General features: G+C 57.2%; 11 protein-coding genes. 8 read left to right on the top strand and 3 right to left on the bottom strand.

Features of this window, described 5'->3' with window-relative positions; all coding sequences use genetic code 11:
- Window positions 1-112: 112 nt before the first annotated feature.
- The 3 genes from FH08_RS48950 to FH08_RS0138915 form a co-directional block, all read right to left on the bottom strand.
- Window positions 113-2,095, bottom strand: a complete 1,983-nt coding sequence (locus FH08_RS48950) for an effector protein Tle3 domain-containing protein (protein ID WP_051888877.1) — start codon at window positions 2,093-2,095, stop codon at window positions 113-115.
- Between the two features lie 59 nt (window positions 2,096-2,154).
- Entirely contained in the window at window positions 2,155-2,745 is a 591-nt protein-coding gene (locus FH08_RS54525; RefSeq protein WP_419178051.1) for a T6SS immunity protein Tli3 family protein, read from the bottom strand.
- A 98-nt stretch (window positions 2,746-2,843) separates the two neighbouring features.
- Complete coding sequence (locus tag FH08_RS0138915) at window positions 2,844-5,327, bottom strand: type VI secretion system Vgr family protein (RefSeq protein WP_031363523.1); 2,484 nt, start codon at window positions 5,325-5,327, stop codon at window positions 2,844-2,846.
- 246 nt (window positions 5,328-5,573) lie between these two features.
- Here FH08_RS0138915 and tssB point away from each other — a divergent pair, with 246 nt between their 5' ends.
- The 8 genes from tssB to tssE all read left to right on the top strand — a co-directional run bounded on the left by tssB (window position 5,574) and on the right by tssE (window position 15,351).
- The gene (gene tssB, locus FH08_RS0138910; protein ID WP_031363522.1) at window positions 5,574-6,080 is read left to right on the top strand and encodes a type VI secretion system contractile sheath small subunit; all 507 of its coding nucleotides are present in this window, start codon (window positions 5,574-5,576) and stop codon (window positions 6,078-6,080) included.
- Between the two features lie 83 nt (window positions 6,081-6,163).
- A complete protein-coding gene (gene tssC, locus FH08_RS0138905) occupies window positions 6,164-7,723 on the top strand; it encodes a type VI secretion system contractile sheath large subunit (RefSeq protein WP_031363521.1) in 1,560 nt (519 codons plus the stop codon).
- Between the two features lie 81 nt (window positions 7,724-7,804).
- Window positions 7,805-9,151, top strand: a complete 1,347-nt coding sequence (gene tssK / locus FH08_RS0138900; RefSeq protein ID WP_075583437.1) for a type VI secretion system baseplate subunit TssK — start codon at window positions 7,805-7,807, stop codon at window positions 9,149-9,151.
- Window positions 9,148-9,816, top strand: coding sequence for a DotU family type IV/VI secretion system protein (locus FH08_RS0138895; protein ID WP_031363519.1), 669 nt, complete (start codon window positions 9,148-9,150; stop codon window positions 9,814-9,816). Before tssK ends, FH08_RS0138895 begins: the two co-directional genes overlap by 4 nt.
- Window positions 9,813-11,618, top strand: a complete 1,806-nt coding sequence (locus FH08_RS0138890; protein WP_235210644.1) for an OmpA family protein — start codon at window positions 9,813-9,815, stop codon at window positions 11,616-11,618. Before FH08_RS0138895 ends, FH08_RS0138890 begins: the two co-directional genes overlap by 4 nt.
- A 15-nt stretch (window positions 11,619-11,633) precedes the next feature.
- Window positions 11,634-12,119 carry an Hcp family type VI secretion system effector gene (locus FH08_RS0138885; RefSeq protein ID WP_031363517.1) on the top strand — a complete coding sequence of 162 codons (486 nt, stop codon included), beginning with the start codon at window positions 11,634-11,636 and terminating at the stop codon, window positions 12,117-12,119.
- Window positions 12,120-12,232: 113 nt separating this feature from the next.
- A complete protein-coding gene (gene tssH, locus FH08_RS0138880) occupies window positions 12,233-14,926 on the top strand; it encodes a type VI secretion system ATPase TssH (RefSeq protein WP_031363516.1) in 2,694 nt (897 codons plus the stop codon).
- Window positions 14,923-15,351 (top strand): type VI secretion system baseplate subunit TssE, encoded by a 429-nt coding sequence (gene tssE, locus FH08_RS0138875; RefSeq protein ID WP_031363515.1) that lies wholly within the window; start codon window positions 14,923-14,925, stop codon window positions 15,349-15,351. Before tssH ends, tssE begins: the two co-directional genes overlap by 4 nt.
- Window positions 15,352-15,367 lie beyond the last annotated feature (16 nt).

The raw sequence follows: 15,367 nt of genomic DNA, 5'->3' as shown, positions 1-15,367 counted from the left end.
ATGGATCGCGGGACAAAGAGATCCATCGGTCTTGGTTTGGCACACGCCGGTACGTATGACGCGCTGCGCGAGAACCTGTGTCGAACATAGCTCCGCGCGGACATATGGGCGATCAAGACCCACCATACATTTCCCGCCAGTGCTCAAGTTCTTTGTACGCGACCTCGCGCGTCTCGGGGTCAACAAGTTTTACACCCACGTTTTCGGCGTTGAAGTCGCCCCCTTGTTGGTAAGCAACATCGCCTCCTTCGTTTAGCCAATCAGCTTTTTTTATCAAATTGGGCCAGAAATCTGGGTGGTTTGGATCTTCGAAACATTGGGCTCGCCCAATGGGCAAGTCATAAGCAAGAATTCGTCGAACAAGCTCGCCTTTTTCATGGCTGAAAATGGTGCTGTGATTGGTCGGGGTAGCATTTGTGGTCGCCATTTCCGTTTCAATCTCCTTGTCGGTTTGGAGGCGTTGGCTCCGTTGACCGGTGTAGAAATCTTTTGGTCCTTCCACCCATTTTTTCTTTTCTTCGATCAATTCTTTCGTGAACCTGTAGTCCGCGTCTTTATTGATCTTTATACCGTCCTTATTGGTTTCGTTGAACAGTCCCATCAGCTCGATCGATGCTGGCTCAGGGACTCGGGAACCATTCACATAGATTCTTGCGTCCTTCGACGGCACGGCGAGTTCATCGAACAATCCCAAACTTTTATCCGGTTGCGGTGGCATCCAGAACTCGCCCTCTTTCGGGTAACGCGGCGTCTGTGGGCCGTCCTTTCCGTCAGGGGTGCTACCGACGGAATGGGATCGCATGAATTGACGTTGATACAAAACGCCTTTGTAGTCCACGAACGGCAGTAATTTGGCTCGTGGGTCCGTTGGGTGCGGCAACTTATAGTCCACGCCCTTCCATCCGATGCTTTGAAGTGGCACCGAACCCATGACTCGATCATGGGGGCAGCAGTAGACGAAAACCCGTCCGTGATTGTGATGATCTTCTTCACCCGGCACCGGTTCTTCAGTCGGTATTGCAGGTGTCCACATCCGTCCTGTATGCGGCGAGCACGAAGCGGGGGGCGGCACGTCAACGACCGGCCCATCGACTTCGCCACTGGGCATGAAAGATCGGCCCTCGTGCGGCGGCAGATCGGCTTCGTCCAGCCAACCGCCGACTCCATCGAGTTGCTCCTCCGTCGTTTTGCTGGACGCGAGTTCTTTGGATTGTTTGAAGCGATCAAGAACTTTATAGAAGGTCCGAACGCGTGAGCCACTGGTGGGAGATTTGGAGCAGTACGCGAAACCGTCCAGGAACTTGTCTTCGAAACAGTAAGGAGAATTGCACAGGAAGAGCGCGTCCGGTACCTTATCGACCATCAGCATGGCGAGCAATGCGACCATCGTGCCTTGACTATGGCTAACCACACTCACCGTGTCGTGTGGATACTGGTGGTATATCGAGTCGATCAGATCGGCAAGTCGACGTGAGGCGTTAACGAAATAGGTCCGCTTCGGCGCTTCGTTGAGCGGTCGATCGCGTTCCTTCATGATGTAAGGGCTGCCGGCGTCAAAGATGATCCCGAAATTGGGATCGAAACCGTCGTACCACGACATGTTTAGGGCAGTGGTGCCGTTCTGAAACGGACCGCCGCCCCAATAGTAAGTGCCCGGTACGTTGTTGGCGGGGTAATCGTATGAAAAGCGATCGTAGGTGTACCTTTCCGGTGCTCCGGGAACCTCGTCGCGGCGCTTCAAGAAAATCCTGTACTTGAGTTTAATCTCGCCCTTCGAATCTCGTTTCAATGTCTCCGAAATAGGGGCACGGTAGCCCCAATAAAAGCGGATCACGGGGCTTCGATTTGTTTCGCCACGTAGTCGATCGTCGCGGGGGTCGTTACTACTCGCAGTTAGATCGTCGCGTCCTAAACGTTGGTTCAGGCCGTGAACGAGACCTTGCTCAGCAAAGTCATACCATTCTCCTTCGGAATTGACGCCGTGCACGAATATGACGACGCCGGGCAATGGACGTTTAACAGGGATGTGTGCGAGATGCATGTCTCCCGGCACGCACATCGATTCACCAACAAAATTAGGTCTATCTTGGGTCATGTGGCTCTCATTTCTTGTTTTCGATACCAAAAATATCGTGGCTTAATTGTCCACTTGCGCTAATCGTGCGCCGTCGCCTCGCATGCCCACTTCGTCTTTCCAGATGGTGAAGTTGTTCGTATCGGCACTTGGCTCGGCGTGACGCTTGGACTTTCAGACCTGATTGCCTGCTGGTTGTCACCGGTAGTAATCTCGTGACTCACGTCATACAGGTAAGCGACGTAGATTCCCTTAGTAGGATCGCCGCTATTTCGAACAACATAAAGCTTCTTGCCATCGAGAATTATCATGTCGAAATTTCCCGCGTAGGAGCCCGCCAAGAACCGCTTAAAGGTGTTCCCTCGGTCGTACGAGTAATAAATATAAAGGAGCGGCCCACTAATCTCGGAGTAGCCTATTGATGGTATAGCTACGTATTGGGACTGCGCGGCGTAATATCCGCTAAACGTTCCTCGGTCGATCTGCCCCGTGGGCCCAACTGCCGTGCGTACACCCGCTTGAGTGTCATAGTAGTAAAGCATTCCTTGACATCTGTCGTTGCCCTGAGTCGTGATGTAGCGATGATCGTCAATCCGATATGCGAAATGCTCCGGGAAGCTGTCAATGCTCGGTCCATGAGCACCGAAATTCGATGGCACACCGACGGGCATCAGGGCACTGCATCCGCTTAGCGCCAATGCGCACATGACAGCGGCGAATCCCGCACGAACTGTTCGTGGAGAATCGTTGATCAACCTATTTATATTTGTCACGTTTTCGCTCCGCCTAATAGTTCAACCCGGACCAGTTCGGCAATCTCGCTTTGTGCCAGACTCGTCTCGCCGCTGGCGTTAGTAACACCTTCAATAACCGAGCCGTTTTCTTTGTGAAGCCTGTAGCGTTTATTAGATAGCCTATGGTTGGGGCGTCCCTCGTAATGCAAAGCAAACTTCCGACTGTTAGGCCCTGCATTGCTCAAAGGCGGATAAGTTTCATGGAGGTTCGCTGGCCCCTCAAGGTTCATGCCGGCGCGTTTGAGTGTGAGCGTTCCGGGACAACCAATTTCGACATTACCCCCCGACAACTTGATATATGCACCACCGCTGGACAAGATCAACGACCCATGGGCTGCGGCATGAAGCTCCCCATTCACGCTGGTCAGTTTCATGTCCTTGTGAGATGTCAGAATCACCTGTCCGGTATGAGCGACAGCCTGAATGTCTTCTTTGGCCGCAACTAGCTTGATACCGAGGTTCTGCGCATAGATCGAAGCTGCGTTCGCAGCGGACAGCGTGATATTTTTTCCCGCTCCAACATCGACGCTTTCACCTGCCGATACAGTGACGTTGTGTTTTGCTGAAGCCTGGAGTTGATCCCCGCTTACAAGCGCGATGCCTTTTGGCGCGCTTAGCAAGATCACCGCTTCTTGCAGCTTGTCGAGCCGCTGGGCAAGTAGTTGCCGCTGTTTTTCCACGTCATTCGCATAGGTTTGCGCAGCTTGCGCCGCCTGTGCAAGTCCTTGCATCATCTGGAGTGCTTCGTCGAGTAGAGCCTTAGCGGCTAACATATCTAGCTGTTTGCCACCAGCGCCGGGCTGGTCGTAGGCCGAAATGAGCATGCCTTTACCGGCGCGAATCGCCCCATAACCAGACGTACGCAGCTCATACCCAAAACCGCGCTCTTTCCGATTGTTATCAACGAGGTGTCCGAGACTTAACTGACTTTTCCCAGAATGCTCCGTCGACAGCTTGATATGCTCTTCACCTTTCCAATCCTCCATGCGCAGCTTGTTGTTGCTCTGCGTGCGAATGACGTGACGCGACATCCACCGGTCCTGATTCGTGATCAGGTCGGACTGAATGCTGTTGTGATGGAACTGCGAGATAAAAAGCTTATTTGGGTCGCCATCGCGGGCCATAACCACCGCTTCCGTGCCGTCGAGCACCGGGAAATGGAAACCCGTGTGCAGCGCTCCTGAGAAGGGCTTCGCCAGGCGCAGCGGCACGCTTTCACCGCCCGGATTCCACTCATCGAAATCGAGGTCGAGCCGAACCGTGTAGTGACCGAATTTCGTGATGTACGGGTAGGGGTATTTCTTGGGCGACGTCACGCGCGCACTGAGCGCTCCGTGAATTTTGGGCCACTTGCTCTCGTCTATTTTTACGCGAAATCGTCGGTCCGACGGAATCGCTTTATACGAATTAGTGTACGAGACGCCCCGGCCGCCCGAGTGCGTCACCTCGATAATCACCTGTCCGGTCAGCGCATCGGGCAGTGGCTCATCGATGCGAAGAATGCGGCCCGGCCGCAACTCCAGCACATTGCTTTGCCCGTGATACACCACCTGCCACGCAATGGCGGCTTCGTGCCGCAGCTGCGCTTCCCACTCGGCACCGGCCTGATTCAGATGGTTCGTACCGTAGACGTAGGGCTTGCCATAGGTGGTCGTGTCGCTCTGCGCAACGTTCTCTTCGGCCTTGAACCGTTCCCACGCGATGAGGGGGTTGTAGTCGGCCACGGTAAAAGCTTGCGGCACCACATCCGCATGTGTCTCAAGCGCAAACACCGCTTCAATCCCCGCCTCAAGCCCCGCGTTCTCGCGATACGGCACCATCAACTGAGGCGTATAGATGTAGTGATCGATATCGTCCGCGAACACGATCACGTCACCATGCTTACCTTTTTCCGTGTAGAAAAACAGTCCTTCCTGCTCGCATATCAGACGAATATAGTCAAGGTTCGACATCTGGTACTGCAGACGGAAATCATGGACTGGATATTCACGACGCAGCCTGAAGACGAACTGGTGATCCATGAAGTTATCGCTCAGCAGAATCGATTCGATCTGCTGCGGCCCGCTGTGGTGCTGATACACGCGGCTTGCGTGCACCAGGCTTAAACGCGAGAGCTGCGACTTGATGACGAAGGTGTAGTGAAACGCGTCCTTCGTTTTTTTGGTGCGTATCAAGCTGACAAGAATGCCGCGGTATTCGCGTGGCTCCAGGCTGTCTTCGGCGGAGACTGTGAAGTGCGCATCGCGGCCGAGGAAGTCAGCGCGAGTGAGCTGCTCGGGGTGCGTTAGCTGGATCGTGATCTCGTAGGGCTCATTCATGGCCTCACGCAAGTGGTAGGACACCACGGAGAGGTCCTTGGCGTTAGCCGCGCTCGGCACGTCAACGTGATATGCCTGCCGCCCCGTTATGAGTGCGCTGGATGAGCGCCGCGATCCTGCGCCCCGAACATTTTCTTGCATCGTTTTCGTCCCTCAGTCGTCTTTTGAACCTCGCGGATTGTGCGAGATCTTGTGCATAGTCGTGCGATATGTTTCTCAACCGGGCACGATAGCTGATGGCGAAATGTTTGCAAACGGGGCGATGTATTTACGATGAAAGGTCCGTTTATTAGGAATTTTCGTATTCCTCAATCACCCGTTCTAGCGATACCGTTTTCGCGAGATTGGTCGCATCGGCCAGCGAATTCGAAAAAATGGAGAAACGAAGTGTCTGAAAGTTTCCAGAATGAAGTGCCCAAAGCACGCGTCAATATCAAGCTGGACCTGCATACCGGCGGAGCATCGAAGAAGGTTGAACTGCCGTTGAAACTGCTCGTGATGGGTGACTACAGCAACGGGCAAAACACCATGGCGCTGGGCGAGCGGACCAAAGTGTCGGTCAACAAGAACAACTTCGACGCGGTGCTCGCCGAGTTGAATCCGAAGGCAAAAATCGCAGTGGACAATACGCTTGCCGGTGACGGTAGCGATCTGCCCGTCGACCTTGACTTCAAGTCAATGGAAGATTTCAGTCCCGCAAAAGTCGCTGAGCGCGTACCGGAACTTCGGGCGCTGATGTCGGCGAGAAACCTGCTGCGCGACCTTAAATCGAACTTGCTCGACAACACCACATTTCGTCGCGAACTCGAAAAGATTCTGGTTGATCCGACGCTGTCCGCGAGCCTTCGATCCGAGCTTCAGGGCATTGGTGAATCGGCGCCTTCGGTCCAGTAAGCCGGTGCAATAAACCCGTCCAGTCAATAAGCCGAATTATCGCGATTCCCTCGCGGCTACCCTTTTAGTCGAGAAGTCACACCATGGCAAAGAATGAACACCGCGCTCTTGAAGCGGCGGGGCAAACGCTCGTCCTCGACGAACCCGCCGCGTCAGGCGCGGTCGCTGCAAACAACGTCTACGCGAATCTGTTCAGCAAGATCAACATGACGCCGGTGGCGTCAGCCCGTTCGGTTAACTCCTTCCATAATCCGGACTCCCTGTCCGAGTCATCGACCGACGAACGCGTCACGCAAGCGTTGCGCGTGTTCCTCGATATGGTCGCGGGACAAAATGTCGATCGCCTGGACAAGAGCCTGATCGATCACCACATGGCGAGTATCGATCAGCGCATCAGCCGTCAGCTCGATGCGATCATGCACCACGAGACGTTCCAGCAAATCGAGTCGGCATGGCGCGGTTTGCAGTTTTTGGTCAGCAAGACCGACTTTCGCAAGAACGTCAAAATCGAGCTGCTCGATGTCTCGAAGGACGCATTGCGTCAGGACTTCGAGGACACGCCTGAAATCATTCAAAGTGGGCTGTACCTTCACACATACATCCAGGAATACGACACCCCAGGCGGTGAGCCGATTGGCTCCGTGATCTCCAACTACGAGTTCGATCGCAGCCCGCAGGACATTGCATTGCTGCGCAACATCTCGAAGGTTTCAGCGGCGGCCCACATGCCGTTCATCGGCTCTGTTGCGCCGAAGTTCTTCGGCAAGGACTCGATGGAAGAAGTCGCGAGCATTCGCGACATCGGCAATTACTTTGATCGTGCCGAGTATCTGAAATGGAAGAGCTTTCGCGAATCGGACGATGCGCGCTATATCGGCCTGACGCTGCCGCGTTTCCTCGTGCGTTTGCCGTACGGTCCTGAAACGGTGCCGGTGCGCGCGTTCAATTACACGGAAGCCGTGAAGGGACCGGATCACACGCGCTATCTGTGGGCGAATGCGTCGTTCGCGTTCGCGGCCAACATGGTGAAAAGCTTCATCGAGAATGGCTGGTGCGTGCAGATTCGTGGTCCGCAAGCAGGTGGCCTCGTTGACGATTTGCCAATCCACTTGTATGACTTGGGGACCGGCAATCAGGCGAAGATCCCGACCGAAGTGCTGATTCCGGAGACGCGCGAATTCGAGTTCGCCAATCTCGGCTTCATTCCCCTGTCGTACTACAAGAACCACGATCACGCGTGTTTCTTCTCGGCGCACTCGGCACAGAAGCCGGCAATCTATGACACGAAGGATGCAACGGCCAATAGCCGGGTTAATGCGCGCCTGCCGTACATCTTCCTGCTCTCGCGTATCGCGCACTATCTGAAGCTGATTCAGCGCGAGAACATTGGCACGACCAAAGACCGGCGCGTGCTCGAACTCGAACTGAATACGTGGATCAAGACGCTCGTCACCGAGATGACCGATCCGGGCGATTCGCTGCAAGCTTCACATCCGCTGCGCGAAGCGAAGGTGACCGTCGAGGACATTGAAGACAATCCGGGTTTTTTCCGCGTAAAACTCTTTATCGTGCCGCATTTCCAGATCGAAGGCATGGATCTGAATTTGTCGCTGGTCTCGCAGATGCCGAAGGCAAAAAGCTAAGACAACTTTAGCTATTGAAGCCACCCGCGCTGCACGGCAACCGTCGTGCAGCGTGTCCCTTTGCGCGCATCAAACGAACAAATGAAAATAACCAGACCGCTGTGGGCCAAGGGTGTGTTCATGACGCCCCAGCACTTTCAACAACAGGCGATGTGGAATCAATTCGCCGATGACCGCATCGCGCGCATGGCCAGTCCCGATGCATGGGGCGTGATTCGCGTCGGCTTCGATCAGCAGGCGCTGGGAATTAACCGCCTGCAATTAAACGCGATCGACGCGCGTCTGCCGGACGGTTCGCTCATCGATTCGGAAACGGCAGATCGATTGCCCGTGCCGCGTCAATTGAGTGATATCCCGGCGCAAGTGGATGGCGCTGTTGTGTCGATTGCATTGCCGCTGCTGAGCGCGCAGGGCAACAACTGTCTGGAAGAAGGCGAGCGTCACGCCCGCCCGCGCCGTTATGCGCGCGAGTATTTGAACGTCGCCGATATTAATGGCGAAGGTCATGAAGAACTGAGCGTCGAGCGGCATTCGCTCGCGCTTCTGTTCGACTTTGAAGAGTCCGGCAATTACGTGACCTGCGCGATTGGCCGTGTCACGCGCAATACGCAGGGGCAGTTCGAATTCGATACGGCGTTCGTGCCGCCGTGTTTGTTCCTGTCGGCGAATGATCGGCTGGTCGAGCGAATGAAGCGGATCTCCGAGATTCTGAGCGCCAAGAGCGCGAGTCTCGCGGTGCGCCGTCGCGAGCGCTCGGACCAGATTGCGGATTATGCCGTGTCCGATGTCTCGCTCTTCTGGCTGCTGCATAGCGTGAACAGCACGTGGCCGGATATCGCGCGGTTGTGTGCTGCCCCAAATCAGCACCCTGAGCGCTTGTATGGCGTGCTGGCACGTCTGGCGGGGTCGCTGCTGACCTTCTCCACGACTGAAACATTGCAAGCCATTCCCGCTTACGATCACGCCGCGCCGGAACCCGTCTTTGCAGAACTGGAAGCGCTGATCCGGGCGTTGCTCGATACGGTCATTCCGTCACGCGTGGTGCCCATTACGCTGGAGCGCCCGAAACAAACGATGTGGATGGGCAAGATCAACGATGAACGCCTGACCGATGGCGCTGACTATTACCTGTCCGTGCAATCGTCGCTGCCCGCGCACGCATTGCTCGAACAGTTGCCGCGATTGTGCAAGGCGGGTGCACCCGATGAAGTTGAGCAAATCGTGAACTCGGCCATGCCGGGCATTCCGTTGCGCGTGATGTCGCGCTTGCCGGCGGCCATTCCTATTCGTATCGAAAGCCAGTACTTCGCGCTCGATAGCGCTCACCCGGCGTTCAAACGGATGATCGCGGCCCGCGCTTGCCAGTTCTATGTGCCGTCGTCCATTCCCGATGTCGTGCTTGAACTGTACGCGGTGCTGCCAACATGAACGACGAAACCGTTCATACACCGTTGCTCCCGAACGCGTTTCGCGATACGGCGCTGACCGTCGCGTCGCTAGCAGATGAAGCCACGGCGCTCTCCTTCGCCACGTTTCGCGACAAGTGCCTGGCACAGGTCGAAGCGTTGCGGCGCGAGCTGGCGTCCGCCGGACATTTGCCTGACGTGATCCGCGACGCGACATACGCGCAATGCGCGCTGCTCGATGAAGCCGCATTGCTGCGCCTGAAGGGAGCCGATCGCGACGCATGGGAAAAGGAGCCGCTCCAGATCAGGGAATTCCAGACCAACGATGCCGGCAATGAACTCATCGGGCTGATCCGGCGACGGCTTGCAGAGCCGCGTCCCAGGCTGGCGCTGCTGAATCTCTTCAGCGCCGTTCTGGGCCTTGGATTCAAGGGTCAATTCGCGATCAATGGCGCCGATGCCCGCCTTGAACTGATGCGCGCGCTGGACCAGCAGATCGGGCAGGCAGCGCCCAAGGATACGTCGGGGACGGTGCTATTGACGCAAGGTATCGTCCGGCAGTGGAGCGTGCTCAATGCACGCATGTCGCCGCTGGGGTGGGTTGTATCGGGTGTCGTGATCGCGGCGCTGGTGTATCTGGGGCTGTCGCAGTGGCTCGCTGCATCGATTGCGCGGATGGCTGCATGACACAGGGCGCTATGGGTAGCAAGACAGCAAGCAGCGTGGTCGCGGGCGGCGTCTTTGGGCCGGTGCGCGGCTATCCGTATCGAACGCTGTTTGGCTGGATCGCGCTGCTTGCGATCGTCTGGCTCGTGCTCTGCTCGCCGTGGTCGAGCGGCTGGAATATCGGCGCTGGCGTTGCGGTGATGATATGCACGGCGGTGGCGATGGTCATTGCAACGCGCCGAGCGTTGACGCGCACCGAAGCCACGCAACCGGTCCTGCGCAAGATCGATGGCGCGCTTAGTGCGCTGCCCGCCGATATCAAGCGCAATACGCCCATCGTGCTGGTGGCGTCGACCACTGAGACGTTGATGGCCCATGCGTTTGGCAACGAAGCGGTGCGTGTCACCGATACTGCGATCTGGGTTCGCGCGAGCGATCCGGCGAAGCTCGCCCACCTCGCCGATTCACTCAAGCGCTGGCGCGAAGGTCAAGGCCCGGACGCGGTTGCTTTACTCGTCGATGCCGACGCTGCAAACGATCAGGCGGCGCTCACGGGCGTGCTGCGCCGATGGCGTGCGGCCGTGGGGGAAGCGAGTCGGGCGGTCGGCTATCCGATGCCTGTGTGCTTGGCGGTGTATGCGAACGAGCGTCGGCCCACATCGGATGAATGTCCGTGGTTTGGCGTGTCCGGTTCCTCCGATATCGAACTCGCCACGTTGCCTGAGGCGATCGCCACGCGCCTCGCCGCTTACGCTGGCATGGCGATCCCCGAAGAGCGCGAAGCGCGTGCGCGTCGCGCGGCACGGCTCGACGCGGCGGCACAGTGGACGAGCGCCGTCGTGTTGCCTGTTCTTATCGATGAACAACGGGGCACGCGTGCGGTGCACGTCTGCGCTGTCGGCTTGATGGCTGTTTCGAGTTACCCGGCGCACGACTCGCTGCTCGCGAAGTATGTGAGCGGTATTACGGCGCTGACATTACCGGTGAATGTATCTGCCACTGCTTCCGAAAACATAGATAACGTCGCGCGCTATCCGCTACCCGAATCGCTAATGCGCGGCATCGCCGCGCAACAGATTCACCGTCCGTTATCACGTGCATTGGCTCACGGCTTTCTGGCCCTTGTTGCGGTGTTTTGTGCGGCGGCTGGTGCGTCCGCCTGGCAGAACCGCAATCTCGTCGAGCGCGTGAATAACGACATGGCGCGATATCGGGCGATACCTGAGAGCATGGACGCGGCGCGAGTCGACGCGCTTAGCGCCATCAAGCGTGACCGCGATCAGTTGAGCCGTTACGCAAGCGATGGCGTGCCGCCTCGTTTGAGTCTTGGCTTCTATCGCGCAGCACCTTTGTTACCGGTTGCCACTGCCTTGATTGCCGGTTATCAGCCGCCCGCGCCACCGCCATCGATGATCGAACTCAACAGTCTGTCCCTCTTCAACAGCGGCAGCGCAGTACTTAACCCCGGCTCGAACCGCGTGCTCGTCGGCGCACTGGAATTGATCAAGGAGCATGCATCGAAGCGTGTATTGATTGCCGGTCATACGGACTCCGTAGGTGATCCGCGAAGCAACCAGTCACTCTCCGAAGCGCGAGCCGGATCGGTGCGTGACTGGCTGGCGGACGCATCCGGGATCTCACCCACGCGCTTTGCCATTCAAGGCTACGGCGACACGCGTCCCAAAGCCAGCAACGAAACAGAGGCGGGGCGCGCTGCGAACCGCCGCGTCGAAATTACGCTCGTTCCGGACTGTCGTGACGATCGTAAGAACGGGGCACCTCCCGAGGGTCATGAAGGCACTGTGGCCTGCTCTTTTAATTAAAAAAGGAAACAAGAAATGGCAATTCCGTCATACATGTGGATCAAGGACGATGGCGGCGCGGACGTCAAGGGTTCCGTTACCGTTACCGGTCGCGAAGGCAGCGTTGAAGTGGTTGCGTTCGAGCACGGCATTCACATTCCGACCGATGGGAACACCGGCAAGCTCACGGGCACGCGCGTGCACAGCGCCGTCACGTTCACGAAGGAAACGGACGCATCGACGCCGTATCTGTACAAGGCTGTGACGAGCGGCCAGACGCTCAAGTCGATCGAGATCAAGTGGTACAAGATCGACGACGCGGGTAAGGAAAAAGAGTACTTCAATACGCAACTCGATAACGTGAAGGTCGTGAGCGTCAAGCCGAAGATGCTTGACATCAAGAACCCGGCGTTCGAAAAGCACAACCATCTGGAAGAGATCGAGTTGCGCTACGAGAAGATCACGTGGGCATACAAGGACGGCAACATCATCCACGCCGATAGCTGGAACGAACGCTCGTAAGCGCGTTTTTAGTAGCCGGTGACGGGTGGACGCATTTGTCCGCCTGAACCGCTTTGTCCGCACGAGCCTCGCTCGCAGGTTCGTGCGTTTTGCATCCTCTTCGATGATCCTCCATGACCGCTCGCGACCTCTCGCCATTCCTGCGCCGCCTGAACGACCACTGCGCCCGTGCACTTGCTGATGCAGCAAGCCTGTGTGAGACCCGCGCGCATAAAGAGATCGAAATCGAGCACTGGCTGATCAAATTGCTGGAACTTGGCGACGGCGATCTGGTAGCAATCGCGCGGCGCTATGAGCTTGAGATGGACGGCATCTGGAACGGCTTGCTTAAAAGCATCGACCGGTTGCCGCGTGAATTAAGGGGTAAGCCGGGTTTGTCTCATCGGCTTGGACAGATACTGGAGGCCGCCTGGTTGCGCGCTTCGTTCGAAGGTGATCAGCCTACTATCCGTTCGGCTCACTTGCTGGCCGTGCTCGCCGATATGCCGCATTTGCTGCGTGCACCCGATGCATGGCAATTGTTGAGCATATCTGCCGTGCAGATCGGACGGTTGATGCCGGAGTTGAATCGGGTGTCGGTGGAGGGGCAGACGGATGCGGCAACAGACGGCACGGAACGTTTGGACGCTAACCACGAGAACACTGAACAGTCACCGGCCTTAGCGACAAAAGCGACGTCCGACGCGTTGCAGCGCTTCACTATCGACATCACGCAGAAAGCACGCGACGGCAAGATCGATCCGGTGTTCGGGCGCGAAGTCGAAATCCGTCAGATGGTGGATATCCTCGCGCGACGCCGCAAGAACAATCCGATCCTCGTGGGTGAACCGGGCGTAGGCAAGACCGCGCTAGTTGAAGGGCTCGCGCTAAAGATTATCGAAGGCGATGTGCCTGCGGCTATACGAAATGTCAGCGTGCTGACGCTCGATCTTGGTCTCTTGCAAGCGGGTGCGGGCGTAAAAGGTGAATTCGAGCAGCGGCTGAAGAACGTGATTGAAGCAGTCCAGGATTCGTCCAAGCCCATTTTGTTGTTTATCGATGAAGCCCACACGTTGATTGGCGCAGGCAACACAGCGGGTGGCGCGGACGCGGCGAACTTGCTCAAACCCGCGCTCGCCCGAGGCGAATTACGTACGATTGCTGCCACCACCTGGTCCGAATACAAACAATACTTCGAACGTGACGCCGCGCTTGAACGGCGTTTCCAGATGGTCAAAGTCGATGAGCCCGACGACGACAACGCGTGCCTGATGCTGCGCGGTTTGAAGGAGCGCTACGCGCAACATCATGGCGTGCATATTACTGACGCCGCGGTAAGCGCGGCGGTGCGTTTGTCGCGTCGATACCTCACCGGTCGTCAACTGCCGGACAAGGCTGTCGATCTGCTGGACACCGCGGCCGCACGCGTGCGCATGAGTCTCGATGCAACGCCGATCGCGATCTCCACCCGGCGTGCAGAACACGCAGCGCTGGAAGTGGAACGCACGGCATTGCTGCACGATGAAGGCGCGACGTCGGTGGAATATGTGGACCGTCTTGCTTCTATCGATACGCGGCTGGAAACGCTCACGCGCGAGCTTGTCCAACTGGAAGTTGAATTCGCGCAGCAGAAGGATGCGATCGAGACGTTGTTTGCGCTACGTGCGCAGTGGCATGCGGCAACCGACGAAACCGAGCGTCGCGACTTGCAGCCGTCGATCAAACACGCGCATGATCAACTTGCCCAACATGGCAACGATGCACTGATCTACGCGGAAGTCGATGAAGCCGCGATTGCCCGCGTGATTGCCGACTGGACGGGCGTGCCGGTGGGTAGTTTGCTATCGGACGAACTTGCCACGCTTCTCGAACTGGAAACGCGACTCGGACAGATCGTGGTCGGCCAGGACGATGCTTTAGCGGGACTTGGCAAGAGCCTTCGCGCGGCCAAAGCGGGCCTTAAGTCCGACGACGCGCCGCTCGGCGTGTTTCTGCTTGTCGGACCATCCGGTGTCGGCAAGACGGAAACGGCACGAGCGCTTGCCGACCTGATGTTCGGTGGAGAGCGGGCACTGCTGACGATCAATCTCTCCGAGTATCAGGAAGCCCACACGGTGTCTCAGCTCAAAGGCTCGCCACCGGGTTACGTGGGTTACGGACAGGGCGGTGTGCTGACTGAAGCCGTGCGTCGGCGTCCCTACAGCGTGATCCTGCTCGATGAAGTGGAGAAAGCACATCGCGATGTGTTGAACGTCTTCTATCAAGTCTTCGATCGCGGTTTCATGCGTGACGGTGAAGGGCGCGTGATCGACTTTCGCAACACGGTGATTGTGATGACATCGAATCTGGGCAGCGACCTGATCATGGCGGCACAGGAGGCTGTGGTCGAAGTCGGCGGCGAGGTGACCACCAGCATGTTGATGGAGGCAATTCGGCCGACTCTCGTTGAGCATTTCCAACCCGCGCTGCTCGCTCGCTTTCAGACGGTCGTGTACCGGCCGCTCTCTTCCGACGCGATGACTACGATCGTGCGCATGAAGCTCGCCAAAGTGGCGCAGCGCATCGAGCGCAAGTTCAACGTGCCGCTCATCTGTGACGACGCACTGATCGGTGAACTGGTGCGTGCATGCCAGTTACCGGATTCGGGGGCGCGCAATATCGATAGCCTGCTCGACCAGCAGATTCTTCCTGTGCTCTCGCGGGAGTTGCTGGTGCGGGTGGCGCAAGCTCAAACGCTCCGTGCGGTCAGGTTGTCGTACTCCGACGATACCGGCATCGGTGTCGATTTTGACGAAGCCACCACGAGCACCGGCGGGTTGCCGGCATGACGCGTGGCGGACCTGGACTGTTCGAAGCTGTAACCGGTCATTTTGCGAACGGCGATCGGATTGATCTGCACAGCCGGAACCAGCAAATGTTCCTTTCGGTGCGCGACAACATCCAGCGCATTTTGAATAGCCGTCGCGAAAGCCTTGCGCATTTGCCTGACTACGGTTTGGGCGATCTGTCGACGATTTATAAACACATGCCGGCCTCGGCGCACACGCTTAGGCGTGAGATTGAAGGTACGTTGCTTAGGTACGAGCCGCGTTTGAAATCGATCGATATAGCTTCCGCCGATCCGGAGGACGGCATGTTGCTCAGTTTTACGATGACGTGCGAACTGCATCAAGGGGGTCTTGTGCGCTATGGCACGTATTTCACGCCAGAGGGACAAGCCCGGCTTACAACGCATGAGGACGCGCGCGATTAGCAAGCACGCGCAGAGT

Source organism: Caballeronia sordidicola (assembly GCF_000729995.1).
GTDB lineage: Bacteria > Pseudomonadota > Gammaproteobacteria > Burkholderiales > Burkholderiaceae > Caballeronia > Caballeronia sordidicola_A.
This window is presented reverse-complemented; position numbering and strand designations above follow the sequence as displayed.

Excerpts from the sequence above, each read along its gene's own strand:
- FH08_RS0138885 (WP_031363517.1), top strand. The coding sequence starts at position 11,634 with ATGGCAATTCCGTCATACATGTGGATCAAGGACGATGGCGGCGCGGAC.
- tssE (WP_031363515.1), top strand. The coding sequence starts at position 14,923 with ATGACGCGTGGCGGACCTGGACTGTTCGAAGCTGTAACCGGTCATTTT.
- tssC (WP_031363521.1), top strand. The coding sequence starts at position 6,164 with ATGGCAAAGAATGAACACCGCGCTCTTGAAGCGGCGGGGCAAACGCTC.
- FH08_RS0138890 (WP_235210644.1), top strand. The coding sequence starts at position 9,813 with ATGACACAGGGCGCTATGGGTAGCAAGACAGCAAGCAGCGTGGTCGCG.
- FH08_RS0138915 (WP_031363523.1), bottom strand. The coding sequence starts at position 5,327 with ATGCAAGAAAATGTTCGGGGCGCAGGATCGCGGCGCTCATCCAGCGCA.
- FH08_RS48950 (WP_051888877.1), bottom strand. The coding sequence starts at position 2,095 with ATGACCCAAGATAGACCTAATTTTGTTGGTGAATCGATGTGCGTGCCG.
- FH08_RS0138895 (WP_031363519.1), top strand. The coding sequence starts at position 9,148 with ATGAACGACGAAACCGTTCATACACCGTTGCTCCCGAACGCGTTTCGC.
- FH08_RS54525 (WP_419178051.1), bottom strand. The coding sequence starts at position 2,745 with ATGCCCGTCGGTGTGCCATCGAATTTCGGTGCTCATGGACCGAGCATT.
- tssK (WP_075583437.1), top strand. The coding sequence starts at position 7,805 with ATGAAAATAACCAGACCGCTGTGGGCCAAGGGTGTGTTCATGACGCCC.
- tssH (WP_031363516.1), top strand. The coding sequence starts at position 12,233 with ATGACCGCTCGCGACCTCTCGCCATTCCTGCGCCGCCTGAACGACCAC.